The following is a 13,136-nucleotide window of genomic DNA, read 5'->3' as shown; positions in this document are numbered from 1 at the left end:
CCGGCGTGAGGCTCACTCTCCCGCGAGCCGGTTGATGGCGCCGCTGGTCAACGTCCGCGGCCCGGCACCGTCCATTCGGGACACCGCGATCATCGCCTTGCCGATCGCGCCCGTCGACGTCGTCGTCTCCGGGAACATCTTCTTGAGCAGGGGATAGAGCCAGGCCGTCGCCGCGTAGACCGCGCGCACGGCCTTCACACGCGGGCGGGCGCCGTACATCGGCTTGATGTAACCCGGCCGGAAGACATAGGTGTGGAACGGATACGCCAGCAGTGCTTCCTCCGCGCGTGCCTTCACCCGCGCCCACATGAGGCGCGAGTCGGGCGAGGCACTCGCGCCGGACACGTAGACGTAGGTCAGCCCGGGGTTGAGGAACGCGTCAGCCGCCGCGACGGCGTAGTCGACGGTCACCTTCGCGTACTCGGCCTCCTCGACCCCGGCGGACGGCACACCGATGCAGTAGAAGCACGCGTCGACCTGACCGAGACGGGCCGCGACGGGCCGGAAGTCGGTGAAGTCGTCGTGCAGCACCACGTCGAGCTTCGGGTGGCTGATCTCCAGCGGGCGGCGGGAGATCACGGTCACCCGCGTCACCGAGGAGTCGTTCAGGCAGCTGTGCAGCACGCCGTGGCCGACCAGTCCGGTGGCGCCGAGCAGTACGACGTTCGTCAACGGATCCCTCTCCCGAAGTTTGGTTAGCCATTCGGCTAATGAACAAGCTACCGTAGTGCGCATCGACCGGCCACTTGAGGGAGTTCGGGATGCAGGCGTGGTTGTCCGAGGTGCCGGCGGCGGTGGTGTACCTCGCCGTGTTCCTCCTGGTCGGCGGCCAGTTCCTGTGTCTGCCGCTGCCCGGCGGCGTGGTGCTGACGACGGCGGCCCTGCTCGCGGTCCAGGGTTCGGCGGACCCGGTGGCGGTCAGCGTCGCCGCGACGGCCGGGGTGCTGGCCGGCAGCGCGGCGGGCTACCGGCTGGGACGCCGCGGCGGCCGCTCCGTGCTGGAGAAGCTCGTGCGGCGGTTCCCCCGCGTGCTGTCCCAGAACCGGGTCACCGCAACGGAAGGGCTGTTCGAACGCTGGGGCGCCTGGGTGGTCGTGGTCAGCTGCTTCTCGGCGGTGCTGCGGATGATCGCGGCTCCGTTGGCGGGCACCCTGGCCGTCCCGGCTCGGCGGTTCGCGCTCGCGATCTCGGTGAGCGCTTTGCTGTGGTCGTTCGGCACGACGCTGGGGATCTACTACGCCGGGCGCGTCGCGGAGGAGTGGATCAACGGGTTCTCCCTGGCCGGCCTCGTGATGCTGGGCGTGGTGGCGCTGGCCTCGCTGCCGTCGTGGTTCCGCCGCCGCGCACGTACTCCTTGAGTCGTCAGATCGCCGGGCAGCGCAGGCCGTCGCGCGGCACGGTGCGGTCGAGCAGGTAGGCGTCGGTGACCGCGCGGGTGCACGAGGTGCGGGTGTAGACGCCGTGGCCGGTGCCTTCGTAGGTCACGAGCGTCGCCTTGCCGCGGGCCTGCCGGTGCACGCTCACCGCGCTCTCGTAACCGGTCGCGGGGTCGTGCAGCGAGTTCAGCATCAGGACCTGCTGGGCGGTGGCTGGATGCCAGGGGCGGGCGGGGTTGAGGGTCGGGCCCTGCCAGCCGGCGCACCACGTGAGTGCCTGGTCCCAGATCGGTGAGGCCTGGACGTTCGGGGCGGCGGCACGGACGCGGGAGTCCATGGCGGCCACGTCGGCGGCACTGGCCGGGTGGCCGGTGAAGTCCTGGCACAGCACGGCCTGGGATCGGCGGGTCGCGGTGCCGAAGCTCGCCTCCGGCTGGGCGGCGAGGTCGGTGAAGTACTGGCCCATGCGCGGGAAGTCCGGTCCGTAGCCGAAGCGGACGGTGCGGTTGGCCAGTTCCGTGGGCGTCAGCGGCTGGTCCGGGGCGCCTGGGACGTGCAGTTCGCCGCGGGTGGCTCGGGCTCGCAGGTCGGCGTAGAGGGTGGGGATGTCCTTGCCGTGCACCGCACACGTCGGTGTGGCGCCGCACCAGCGGACGAACTCGGTGAAGATGTCCTCGCCCGCGCGGGCGCCGGCGGTCAGGAGACCGTCCAGTGGGAGACTGGCGTCCACGACGCTGTCGATCACCATGGCGCGGACGTGTTTGCCGTACCGCTCGGCGTACTTTTGGCCGTACAGCGTGCCGTAGGACATGCCGTAGTAGGTGATCTGCTTTTCTCCCAACGACTTGCGCAGGTCGTCCATGTCACGCACGGCGCTCTGTGCGTCCACGCGGTCGAACACGGGGCCGGTGCGCGTGCGGCAGTCCTCGGCGAGGCGGTGGTTGTAGGCGGTGAGCTGGGCGAAGCGTTCCGGGGTGTCCGGGCGGCCGGTGGGGTAGGGGAGGCCCACGGCGGAGGTGTCGCAGTAGATCGGGTTGCTGTCGCCGACGCCGCGAGGGTCGTAGCCGACGACGTCGAACCGGGCGAGCACCTCCTCGCTGAAGACCTTCGGCGCGTCCTTGGCGTACTGGGCGGCGGATCCGCCGGGGCCTCCGGGGTTGACCATCAGCACGCCGATGCGGCGGGCCGGGTCGGTCGCCTTGCGGCGCGCGACGGCCAGTGCAACCTGCGGGCCGTCTGGGTGGTCGCGGTCGACGGGCACGGTGAGCGTGGCGCAGTCGGCTTCGGGAACGTCAGGGCACGGCTGGAACCGCAACGCGGGAGTCGCTGACGCCGGGGTGATCGGGATCAGCGCCAGGGCGAGGGCCATCGCGAGAATCTTCATGTCCCGCAAGACGATCGGGGTCCCGGCCGAGGTTCTGAGATGTGACTCTAGTCACTATTGCTTCAGTGGTGACCGAATCAAAGCGTAGGCGGTCGTACCTGCCATGCCGAACGCCACCGCTGACCACATCGCCGCGACGGAACCAGTCGGGGCGAGCAGCCAGCTGTCGGCGAAGAACGTGACGGTGAACCACGCGAACGGCAGCGTCCACGCCAGATGGCCCCCGAACAACGCGGCACCCAGCGCCGCGAGTCCGGCCAGACCAACAGATCCGCGCAGCACGAACGGCAACGGCGCGATGGAGCAGACGAGTGCGGTCGTGACGGCGACGATCGCGACGACGTGCGCCGTGCGGTACACCGGCCACGGCCAGGCGGACGTGGCGTCGAGGTCGGCGTCCTGTCCGCTGAGTCCGACGGCGAAGGCGGAGACGGCGGTGGTGATCGCCAGCGCCGACCACCGGGCGTCCGCGACGGGAGCCACGACGTGCACCAGCAGGCAGCAGAGTGCTGCTACCGCAACGGATGCCGGGATCTGACGGGATCGCGCGAACAGCAGCAGCGCTCTCACCCCGCGCTGCCCGTGAGCACTGAGAGCTGGTCGCCCTGGCAGGACAGACCGACCTCGCGGGCGGCGTTCACCCGCGCCAGCTGCTCGTCGGCAGGCAGAGAACGCAAGGCCGCCAACGCACGACCGGCGGGCTCGGCCGCGCCCTCGCGGATGAAGCGGAAGTCCGGCAACGGCTTGAACTCGCCGGTGAACCAGGCGGCGACGGCTGTGCGCGCGGCTGCCTCGCGGATGACCCTCTCGTGGCCGTCGAGCCCGCTGAAGCAGGTGGGCGTGCCGCCGCCCGCCAGGAGTGATGCGAGCCAGTCGCCCGGTGTGGCGAGCGTGAACGTGTCCCCGTTGAAGTGCACCGGCACGACGTCGGCGGTGCGCGGAATGCCGCCCTGGTTCATTGCGGGATAAGGAACTTCGCGGACGGAGGTCGGTGCGTGAGGCAGTTTCGCGAGTAGCCGCAGAGCCTCCTCGGCCACCGGTGCGAACGCGTCCAGTGTGGACTCGCGCATCCGGCTCAGGCACACGTTTCCCCGGCACACGGCGGCGGACGCGGCCTCGTTGAGCACGAACGTCCTGGCCGGCAGGAGTGGAAGCGCGATGGCGGCGGAGACGACCACGGGCACCAACGCGAGCACTCGCAGGCGCGTCGTGGCGGCGGCGTACAGGCCGAAACCGGTGAGCGCGAGGCCGGTGAGCCAGATCGCCTGGCCTGTGTTCGCGGCCGTGGCGACCGTGTCGTAGACGTTGCGCATCGCGCCGAGCGCGGGGGAGAGCAGCGTGATCTGGTTCGGCACCACGACTTCCGGCTCGCTGACCGGGTCCTGGGAGAGGGTCAGGAACACGAGTGCGATCAGTGAGCTCAGGGCGAGCAGTGGCGGTGTGAGCACCGAGGGGAAGACGCGTGCGACACCCATGCCGAGCCAGCCGCCAGCGACGACGGCGAGTGCGCCGACCGCGGTGATCGGGAGCCAGGCGAGGTGGAAGTAGCCGCCGTGCGCCACGACGAGGGTGGCGCCCAGCGCGAACACCAGCAGGTACGCGGCGACGAGGCAGAACGCGAGCGCGCCCGCGGTGGCGGCGGCGCGCTGCCAGGCGGGGCGCGCGGTGGTGGCGAGGAGGTCCTCGGTGCCGGCGCGGTGGTCGCGCAGGCCCGCGATCGCGCCCGCTCCGACGACCATCGGCCACAGGAACACCAGCAGGAAGCGCACCCACTGGGCGGCCGAGTGCCACTGCTCGTCCCACGCCTCCAGGCCCTTCCACCACGGCGCACTCAGCGAGTAGAGCAACGTCACCGCGGCGCCGACCAGGACCATGCCCGCCCACGGCGCGACTGAGCGGCGCAGCTCGACGCGCAGTGCCCTCACCACGAACCCTGTCGCTTCGGGGCGGCGAGGAGCGCTGTGTAGCCGCGTTCGATGGAGCTGGCACCCGCGTGGTCGTCGGTTCCGGCGGCGGCGAGCTGGGTGGGCGTGCCCTGGAAGACGAGTTTGCCGTCGGCGAGCAGGACGACGTCGGTGCACGCGGTGGCGACGTCCTCGACGAGGTGGGTGGACACGATCACGCAGGCGTCGGTGCCGAGTTCGACGAGCAGTTCGCGGAACCGCATGCGCTGCGCGGGGTCGAGCCCGGCGGTCGGTTCGTCCAGCAGCAGGATCTCGGGGTCGTTGACGATGGCCTGGGCGATGCCGGCGCGCCGAACCATGCCGCCGGACAACGTCTTCAGGCGGTCGTCGGCGCGGTCGGCGAGGCCCACGCGTTCGACGGCGCGCTGGACGGCGGCGGGGATGTCGCGGGCAGGCATCTCCTTGAGCCAGGCCATGTACTCGACGAACTCGCGCACAGTGAACCGCCGGTAGTAGCCGAACTCCTGGGGCAGGTAGCCGATGCGGCGGCGCAGTTCGCGCTGGTCGAGGCCACCGAGCAGGGTGAGCGTGCCGGACGTGGGGCGCAGCACGGTGGCGAGGGTGCGGATCAGCGTCGTCTTGCCCGCGCCGTTGGGGCCGAGCAGTCCGTGCACGCCGCGGCCCATGGTGAGGGTGACGCCGTCGACGGCCATGCGCCTGCGCCCGACCCTGACCGCGAGGTCGTGGGCGGCGATCTCCCAGGCGTACGTGGTGGGGGTGGTCATGTCGTTCCTCATCGGTTGGCCCGCAGGCGGGTGAAGTCGGTCCTGCGCAGGGCGATCACGAGCAGGCCGAGCGCGAGCGCCGCGGCCCACACCGGGACGGCCGCGGGCGCGAACGCGACGGACGTGCGGCTCAGCACCACGGTCGGGGCGACGATCGCGACGGCCCACAGCGCGATCAGGGCGATCGCCGCGCGGGTCACGCCGACCAGCCCGCCGAGCGCGAGGGTGCCCGCGGTGAACGCCAGGCACGGCAGCAGCCATTGCGCGAGCGAGGCACCGCTGGACCACCCGGCCGCCAACAGGCCCGGCACCATCACGGCGAGCACGGCGGCGGTGCGGCGCAGGACCAGCGGCAGTCCGGCGCGGGGCGTGGCGGTGGCGAGCTCGTACGCCGGATCCAGCGCCCTGCTCCAGGACGCGGCGACGCCCAGCACCGGCAGCACCGGGGCGACGAGCAGCACCAATGAGACGCGATCGGGCGAGAGAGAGGTGAGCCGGTCGAGCAGCACGGCGATGAAGGTGACGACGAGGATCATCGCGAGCCACGGTCCGGCGGCGGGCGACACCCACGCGGCGAGGCGGCGGCGCCAAGGCCGTGTGGGGGCCATCTGCGGTGTGTGGTCGAGCAACGGCGCGAGGTCCAGCCACACCGCGTCGGCCACCGGTTCGGGTGCGAGGCGGCCCCGGCACGGCGCACAGGTCTCCAGGTGCGACTCGACGGCCCACAGCTCGTCGGCGGGGATGTCCTCGTCGCCCCGCGCGTAACGGAGCAGCAGGTGCTCTCCTGGGTGGTGCGCGGTCATGACAGGGCCTCCCGCATCGCGATCCTCGCCCGCCTGGCGCGGGTCTTGACGGTGCCTTCCGGCACCCCGAGCAGCACCGACGTCTCCCGGACGGTCAGTCCGTCGAGCACCATCGCCTGCAACACCTGCCGCAGTTCCGGGGCGAGCCTGCGCAACGCGTCGCCCACCTCGTCGCCGACCACGCCTTCGAGCACCTCGTCCTCGGCGGCACGGGCGGCGGGTTCGGCGGCTGCGGCGCTCGGCGGCTGGGCGTGGTGCGCGCGTCTGCGGAACGCGTCGATCAGCCTGCGGGCGGCGATGGTCCACAGCCAGCCGACCGCGGTGCCGTCGGTCGCGCTGCCCGCGAAGGCACTGGCCGCCCGCCACACCGCGAGGTAGGTCTCCTGAAGCACCTCGGCGACGATCTGCTCGTCGGAGCACCGCCGCCGCAGCCGCACCGTCAACCAGGGCGCGCTGCGGCGGTAGAGCTCCTCGAACGCAGCACGGTCACCTCGTGCGACACGGCGCACGAGCTGCTCCTCGTCGAGGTCGGCGGGCTTTCCCCGGATCGCTCTCACACTCCGCAAGACGTCGGTATCGCGCGCGAGGTTCTCACATCGCTGTGGCGTGCGTCACAAATCCGCTCCCGGAGAACCGGACCCGGCGGCGTCGCCGTCTGGCCGCTCGAACCCCGGAGAGAGCGGAGCCTGTGCGATGACAGTGTCCCCAGTGGAGGTTCGCGGGGCGGTTTCGTCCCACGAACTGGTGAAGGTGTACGGCAACGGCCCGGCCGCGGTGCGGGCGTTGAACGGGGTGAGCACGGAGTTCCGCGCCGGAGAGCTCACCGCGATCATGGGCCCGTCCGGGTCGGGTAAGTCGACGCTGCTGCACTGCCTGGCAGGCCTGGACACCGCCGACTCCGGGACCGTCCACCTCGGCCGCACCGAGCTGACGTCGCTGGGCGACAAGGCGCTCACCCGGCTGCGGCGGGACCGGATCGGCTTCGTGTTCCAGTCGTTCAACCTGCTGCCGACGCTCACGGCCGAGGACAACATCCTGCTCGCGTTGCGACTGGCCGGCCGCACCGCCGACCGCGAGTGGTTCGCACGGGTCGTCGACATGCTCGGCCTGCGGGACCGGCTGCGGCACAAGCCGAGTGAACTGTCCGGCGGCCAGCAGCAACGCGTGGCGTGCGCACGGGCGTTGGTCGGCAGGCCGGACGTGGTGTTCGCCGACGAACCGACCGGCAACCTCGACTCCCGCACCGGCGCGGACGTGCTGGCGTTCCTGCGCGCCTCGGTGAGCGAGCTGGGGCAGACCGTGGTGATGGTGACCCACGACCCGATCGCCGCGTCCTACGCCGACCGCGTGGTGCTGCTCGCCGACGGCGGGGTGGCGGGCGAGATCTACTGGCCGACGCAGGAGTCCGTGCTGGCCGCTCTCTCGACGTTGGGGGCGTGATGCTGCGAACGACACTGGCCGGAATCCGGGCGCGGTTCCTGCGCCTGGTGCTGTCGTCGATCGCCATCGTGGTCGGCGTGGCGTTCGTGTCCGGCACGATGGTGCTGGCCGACGCCCTGCAGGCCACCATGCGCGACGAGTTCGCACGATCGGCGCGCGGCGTCGACGCGGTGGTCGAGCCGGAACGCGAGGCGGTCCTGGACGTCGCGGCGATCGCGCGCGTCGACGGGGTCGCGGCCGCTGCTTTGCGGCAGCCCGTCGCGGTGCCGATCGTGGGCGCGCAGGGCCGTGCCGACGAGGCCGACCTGCTGGAACTGGCGGCCGATCCGTCGCTGCGTGCGCAGGAGGTCGTGCAGGGCGCGTTCCCCGCAGCCGGGCAGATCGCGGTGAGCGAGCAGACCGCCCGCGACCGGAACCTGAGCGTGGGCGCGGAGGTCGTGCTGCTCGGTCGGAACGAGGCGCCGGAGCGGTTCACGGTGAGCGGCGTCTACGACACGGGCACGGCGGAACGACCCGGCACGGCAGAGCTGCTGCTGCCCGGTATCGCACGGTTTGTCGACCCGGCCGAACCCCCGTACGGCGCGCACGTGGTCGTGCGTTCGTCCGGAGTGGACCAGTCCGTGCTGGTCGAACGCCTGCAAACGGCGCTAGGGCAAGACTTCTACGTGTCCACCGGTGCGACGTACACGGGGATGCTGCTCGCTGCTCAGGGCGGAGACGACATCGCCATGGCGATGAGCCTGTTCGCCGTGGTCGCGCTGGTGGTGGCGGCGATGGTCGTGATGAACACGTTCACGATCCTGATCGCCCAGCGCACCCGTGAGCTGGGGCTGCTGCGCAGCATCGGCGCGGGACGCGGGCAGGTCTTCCGCTCGGTGCTGCTCGAGGCGGCGGTCATCGGGCTGGTCGCGTCCGTGCTCGGCCTGGCCGCGGGCGTGGGGCTGGCGGCCGCGCTGCAGTCGGTGCTGGGGTCGTCGCCCGTGCGGCTGCCGGTGAGCGGCCTGGCGGTGGCCGCCGCGTTCGCCGTCGGGCTCGGCGTCACGCTGGTGGCGGCGTTCCTGCCGGCGCGCCGGGCGACGAGGGTCGCGCCGATGGAGGTGCTGCGGACGCAGGTGGACAGCCGCGAGGAGGTGGCGCGCACCGGACGGGCCCGCGTCGTCGTGACCGGGGTCCTCGGCTCGATCGCCGCGCTGTTCACCGTGCTGGCGCTGACCCAGTCGTCGGGGCCGAAGCTCGCGATGGCGTTCGCGATCGGCGCGGGCCTGTTCCTGCTCGGTGCCGTGGTGACGGCGGGCCCGCTGCTGGTCGGCCCCCTGATCCGGGGGCTGGGCGCGGTGCCCCGTGCGTTGTTCGGGGTCCCCGCCGCACTCGCCGCGGGCAACGCCGGGCGCAACCCCCGCCGCACCGCCGCCACCATGTCGGCGCTGCTGGTCGGTGTCGCGGTGGTGTCCATGCTGACGGTGCTGGCGACCTCCGTGAGGGACACCAGTGACAGCACGTTCGCCGAGCAGTTCCCCGCCGACTACGAGGTGAGCAGCTCGGTGCACGACCGGCCGCTGCCCGCGTCGTTGCTCGACCGCGTCACGGCGCGTCCAGGCGTCGAGGCGGCCGGTGCGGAACGGACGGAGCACCTGGTCGTCGCGGTGGGGGACAGGAAGCTCACGATCGGGCTGGCGGCGGTGACGCCGTCCTCGCTGGGCACCCTGATCCGCCCGGAGGTGGTGCGCGGGGACCTGGCCGCGGTGCGCGGCGACGGCATCGCGCTGACCGAGGAGGTCGCGCGCTCGCTCCGCGCCGACGTGGGCACGGTGGTCACCTCGACCGTCGGCACGGTCTCGCACGACCTGCGCGTGGTCGCGCTCACGAAGTCCGGACCGGGCCTGGACGCCTACAGCGACCTGGCGACGTGGCCGGGACAGGGCGTGCAGACGATCTCGGTGAAGATGGCTCCCGGCGTGGACGGCAGGACGGTGCTGAACTCGGTCGTCGAGTCCGTGCCGACCGCGAAGATCACCAGCTTCGCCGACACCCGGGCCGAGTTCACCGCCCAGATCGACCGGCTGCTCGCGTTCGTGTGGGCGATGATCGGGCTCGCGATGCTGACCGCGTTGCTCGGCATCGCCAGCACCATGACGTTGTCCGTGTTCGAACGCACCAGGGAATCGTCCTTGTTGCGCGCCTTGGGTTTCACGCGCGCGCAGCTGCGGCGGATGCTCGTGGTCGAGTCGATCCTGATCGCGTTGTCGGGCGCTGTGCTGGGCGCGGTGGCCGGAGCGGCGTCGGCGGCGTTGCTCGTCGTGGCGGTGTCGCGTGACGACGACCTGCGGATGACGGTGTCCGTGCCGTATGGACAGTTGGCGGCGTTGTTCGTGGCCGTCGCGGTCGCCGGGGTGCTCGCGGCGCTGTTGCCGGCCCGGCGCGCGGCTTCGGCATCGATCGTCGCGGGCATGTCCGACCGGTGAGGAGCCTGCCGGAATTGTCGGTGCTGTCTCGTATGCTCCCTGGCGACGAATGAATCGCCTGGGGGAGTACATCGTGAACAAGAAGCTGAGACCCTTCGTGCTGTCCGTGGCGCTGGCGGCGGGCGTCGCCACGGCGGTCACGACCGGTGCGGGCACCGCGTCCGCCGGGCTGTGCGGTGCCGTGTCGAACATCTTCACCATGCAGGCGGACGGCGACCTGTGGCTCTACCAGCACTCCGGTCCGAGCAGCGGTGCCGCCACCTGGGCCGGCGCCAGGCAGGTCGGCTGGGGCTGGGGCGGCAAGACGTTCGCCGGGCCGAACGGCTGGCTGTTCAACATCACCACCGGCGGTGAGCTGCGCCGGCTGCGGTACAACGGCAGCGGCTGGGACACGTTCCCCGGCGGCGGCCAGTACGACACCATCGGCTGGGGCTGGCAGAAGTTCGTCGAGACGGCGAACCGCGGCAAGATCACGGTCGACTCGGACGGCTCGATCTACACGCTCGAAGGCGACCACTTGCGCTGGTGGTTCTTCGACCAGCAGCAGCGGGCGTGGACGCCGGACAGCGGCCGCGTGATCGACAAGGGCTGGAGCCGGTTCACCACGATCGCCGCGAGCGGCCAGGGCGGACTCAAGGCCCGCGACAGCTCCGGCGTGCTGCACCACTTCCGCTACGACCGGGTGAGCGAGCGGTTCGCGCTCTACGAGACCTGGCAGCACAACCTGACGTGGCAGACGGGCACCAAGCTCTTCTCACCCGGCGGCGACATCTACTACACCGTCCGCCTCGGCACCGGTGAGCTGATGTGGAACGACTACTCCGAGTACTCGAGCGACGGCTGGCGGACCTCCGCGGGCGCGGTGATCGGCTACGACTGGGGCACCGACGTCGACATCACGGCGACCACCTCGGACTGCCGGCAGAACGGCTACTGGTTCCCGAGGAACCCGGTGGTCGAGGACCAGAGGGCCATGCCGGTCGCGTACGTGAGCCCACGCGGCGCCGCGCACCTGGTGCGGGTGCTGCCCGACGACCACCTCACCGACCTGCGCGACACCGGCCAGGGTTACTGGATGTTCGAGCCGTTCAGCGGCGAGTTCACCGGCGTCTCGAACGTCGTGCCCGGCGCAGAGCCCGGCACCGAGGTGTTCGGCAGCACCCGGCGGCCGAGCGGCGACGTCGCGCTGATGACGCTGGGCAACGACGGCCGGTGGAAGACCCAGTCGCTCAAGGGCGCGATGAGGGTGGCTCCCTCGCTGGTCCGGCGCCCCGACGGCACGCTGGTCGTCTACGCGATGGGGGACAAGGCGAGCGACGGCGGCCCGTGGGAGGGGCAGCTCTACTACCGGGAGCAGCTCGCCAACGGTGACTTCCTGGCGTGGAAGCGGTTCGGCGACGGGCTCCACACGGAGACGGTGAGCGTGATCAACCGGGGCGACGAGGTGACGATCGTCGGACGGACCGTCGGCGGCTTCACCAACTGGTACCGGACCGGGGCAGACGGCGTGCCCGTCGATCAGGGTCGGCTGCCCTACTTCGTGAGCCCGAGGCCGAAGCTCGTGGCGACCGCGCAGAGCCGCATCCTGCTCGTGGACGTCAGCGGGGTTCCGGGTGAAGGCGTCTTCGTGCTGCCGGAGTGGCCTGACCGCGCCGGTTTCGTGACGACCAGGACGAACTTGCCGGCACTGCCCGGCGCGCCTGCTTTGGAGGGCAGCCAGGTCGACGCGGTGGTGCTGCCGAACGGAGCGCTCGCTGTGTCGCTGACGGCCGCGGGCAAGGTCTACGTGACCACGTCGAAGGGCGCCGCGGACGGCACCGAGTTCCACCCGTGGCAGCAGGTGAGCGCCGAAGGGCTGGACATCGAGTTCACCGAGCCGACCAGCATGCGGATGGACACCGGGTATCTGTCGGTGGTGGCCGTGACGAGCACGGGCTCGTACTGGCGGTTCGCCGCCGGGGTCCCGCAGGACTCGGCCGCACCGCTGTCGTGGTTCACCGGCAGGCAGCTGGCCTGACCTGATGAGGCCCCCAGGTCTGACCTGGGGGCCTCCGCTTCGGTTATTCGGTGCCCTCGAAGGTCACCGCCGCGTCGGTGCGGGCGGGCGTGCCCCAGACGAAGTCACGGGCGGCCGCGTCGCCCGCCAGGTAGTGGCGGAACCACGAGGTGAGCACCCGCTTGGCGGCGACGAGCTGAGCCGCCCTGGTGACGGAACCGTTGTCGCAGAACAGCCCGGACGAGTCCATGAAGCCGCAGTGGAACCCGCCGGTGACGGTGCGGAGCTGCTTCGACGGTGGCTTCGCCGCGAACATCGGCTGCTGGTGCTCGCCGACCGGCGTGATGGTGTCCTGCGAACCGGCGAGGAACTGCGCGGGTGCCTTCAGAGTGGCCGCCGCCGCCTTCGCGGACGGGTTCGTCTCCGCCGCCGCGTAGGTCGAGATCGCCGTGATCTTCGGGTTGCGCGCGGCCGCGAGAACGGCGGCGCCTCCGCCCATGGAATGCCCCGAGACACCCAACGCCGTTGTGGTGATGTGGTTCTGGAAGCGGGAACCCGCGGTGCCGTCCTGCGCGACGAGCCAGGTGAGTCCGGTGTTGAGGTCGTCGGCGAAGGCGCTGTGACTGGGGCTCAGGCCGCCCTGGGTGGTGGGTACCACGACGACGAAGCCCCACGACGCCAGGTGGTTGCTGGTGCTGGTGTACTTCGACGGGGCCTGGAAGAAGCCGTGTCCGAACGCGATCGCGGGGAACCTGCCGGTGGCGACCGGCTGGTTCACGCCCGCCGCCGTCGCCGGGTAGTGCACTCGCGCCGGGACGGACCTGCCGCCCGCGACGGCCGTGACATCGCTGTACGCCACCGGAAGCGAGCCGGGCAGGCCGTAGTCCGGTGGCGCGGCTAACGCTGCCGGCGTGGCCAGGGTGGAGGCCATCAGGGCGAGCGTGATCGCGAGAACTCGCATGAGCTGCTCCTCGTGATATCGGTCC

Annotated in this window: 12 protein-coding genes; 4 read left to right on the top strand and 8 right to left on the bottom strand. The window is 71.5% G+C overall.

Translation table 11 applies throughout. The features are described from left to right. Window positions 1-12 precede the first annotated feature (12 nt). Window positions 13-672, bottom strand: coding sequence for an epimerase (locus ACH413_RS35855; protein ID WP_360038719.1), 660 nt, complete (start codon window positions 670-672; stop codon window positions 13-15). 89 nt (window positions 673-761) lie between these two features. Here ACH413_RS35855 and ACH413_RS35850 point away from each other — a divergent pair, with 89 nt between their 5' ends. Further along, window positions 762-1,358 (top strand): DedA family protein, encoded by a 597-nt coding sequence (locus tag ACH413_RS35850; RefSeq protein WP_360038716.1) that lies wholly within the window; start codon window positions 762-764, stop codon window positions 1,356-1,358. A 4-nt stretch (window positions 1,359-1,362) separates the two neighbouring features. Here ACH413_RS35850 and ACH413_RS35845 read toward each other — a convergent pair whose 3' ends face one another. The 6 genes from ACH413_RS35845 to ACH413_RS35820 are packed head-to-tail and all read right to left on the bottom strand — an operon-like array spanning window position 1,363 to window position 6,800. Beyond that, window positions 1,363-2,760, bottom strand: a complete 1,398-nt coding sequence (locus tag ACH413_RS35845; RefSeq protein WP_360038713.1) for an alpha/beta hydrolase — start codon at window positions 2,758-2,760, stop codon at window positions 1,363-1,365. Window positions 2,761-2,814: 54 nt separating this feature from the next. Then, window positions 2,815-3,330 carry a hypothetical protein gene (locus ACH413_RS35840; RefSeq protein WP_360038710.1) on the bottom strand — a complete coding sequence of 172 codons (516 nt, stop codon included), beginning with the start codon at window positions 3,328-3,330 and terminating at the stop codon, window positions 2,815-2,817. Beyond that, window positions 3,327-4,685 carry a hypothetical protein gene (locus ACH413_RS35835; RefSeq protein WP_360038707.1) on the bottom strand — a complete coding sequence of 453 codons (1,359 nt, stop codon included), beginning with the start codon at window positions 4,683-4,685 and terminating at the stop codon, window positions 3,327-3,329. The genes ACH413_RS35840 and ACH413_RS35835 overlap by 4 nt, the downstream gene beginning before the upstream one ends. Next, window positions 4,682-5,449: an ABC transporter ATP-binding protein gene (locus tag ACH413_RS35830; RefSeq protein WP_360038704.1), complete on the bottom strand. Its 768-nt coding sequence runs from the start codon at window positions 5,447-5,449 to the stop codon at window positions 4,682-4,684. The genes ACH413_RS35835 and ACH413_RS35830 overlap by 4 nt, the downstream gene beginning before the upstream one ends. Before the next feature lie 8 nt (window positions 5,450-5,457). After that, a complete protein-coding gene (locus ACH413_RS35825; RefSeq protein WP_360038701.1) occupies window positions 5,458-6,252 on the bottom strand; it encodes a zf-HC2 domain-containing protein in 795 nt (264 codons plus the stop codon). Then, window positions 6,249-6,800 carry an RNA polymerase sigma factor gene (locus ACH413_RS35820; RefSeq protein WP_360038806.1) on the bottom strand — a complete coding sequence of 184 codons (552 nt, stop codon included), beginning with the start codon at window positions 6,798-6,800 and terminating at the stop codon, window positions 6,249-6,251. Before ACH413_RS35820 ends, ACH413_RS35825 begins: the two co-directional genes overlap by 4 nt. A gap of 145 nt (window positions 6,801-6,945) precedes the next feature. On the opposite strand from ACH413_RS35820, the gene ACH413_RS35815 reads away from it, so the two are divergent. The 3 genes from ACH413_RS35815 to ACH413_RS35805 all read left to right on the top strand — a co-directional run bounded on the left by ACH413_RS35815 (window position 6,946) and on the right by ACH413_RS35805 (window position 12,171). Then, entirely contained in the window at window positions 6,946-7,692 is a 747-nt protein-coding gene (locus ACH413_RS35815; protein ID WP_360038698.1) for an ABC transporter ATP-binding protein, read from the top strand. Further along, the gene (locus ACH413_RS35810; RefSeq protein WP_360038695.1) at window positions 7,692-10,154 is read left to right on the top strand and encodes an FtsX-like permease family protein; all 2,463 of its coding nucleotides are present in this window, start codon (window positions 7,692-7,694) and stop codon (window positions 10,152-10,154) included. Before ACH413_RS35815 ends, ACH413_RS35810 begins: the two co-directional genes overlap by 1 nt. Before the next feature lie 73 nt (window positions 10,155-10,227). Then, the gene (locus ACH413_RS35805; protein ID WP_360038692.1) at window positions 10,228-12,171 is read left to right on the top strand and encodes a tachylectin-related carbohydrate-binding protein; all 1,944 of its coding nucleotides are present in this window, start codon (window positions 10,228-10,230) and stop codon (window positions 12,169-12,171) included. A gap of 43 nt (window positions 12,172-12,214) precedes the next feature. On the opposite strand, the gene ACH413_RS35800 is transcribed toward ACH413_RS35805, so the two are convergent. Further along, window positions 12,215-13,111 carry a dienelactone hydrolase family protein gene (locus tag ACH413_RS35800; RefSeq protein ID WP_360038689.1) on the bottom strand — a complete coding sequence of 299 codons (897 nt, stop codon included), beginning with the start codon at window positions 13,109-13,111 and terminating at the stop codon, window positions 12,215-12,217. Window positions 13,112-13,136: the final 25 nt, after the last annotated feature.

It is taken from the genome of Lentzea sp. NPDC020367, assembly GCF_044387305.1.
GTDB lineage: Bacteria > Actinomycetota > Actinomycetes > Mycobacteriales > Pseudonocardiaceae > Lentzea.
The sequence above is the reverse complement of the archived record's forward strand: the minus strand, read 5'-3'. Positions and strand labels throughout refer to the sequence as shown.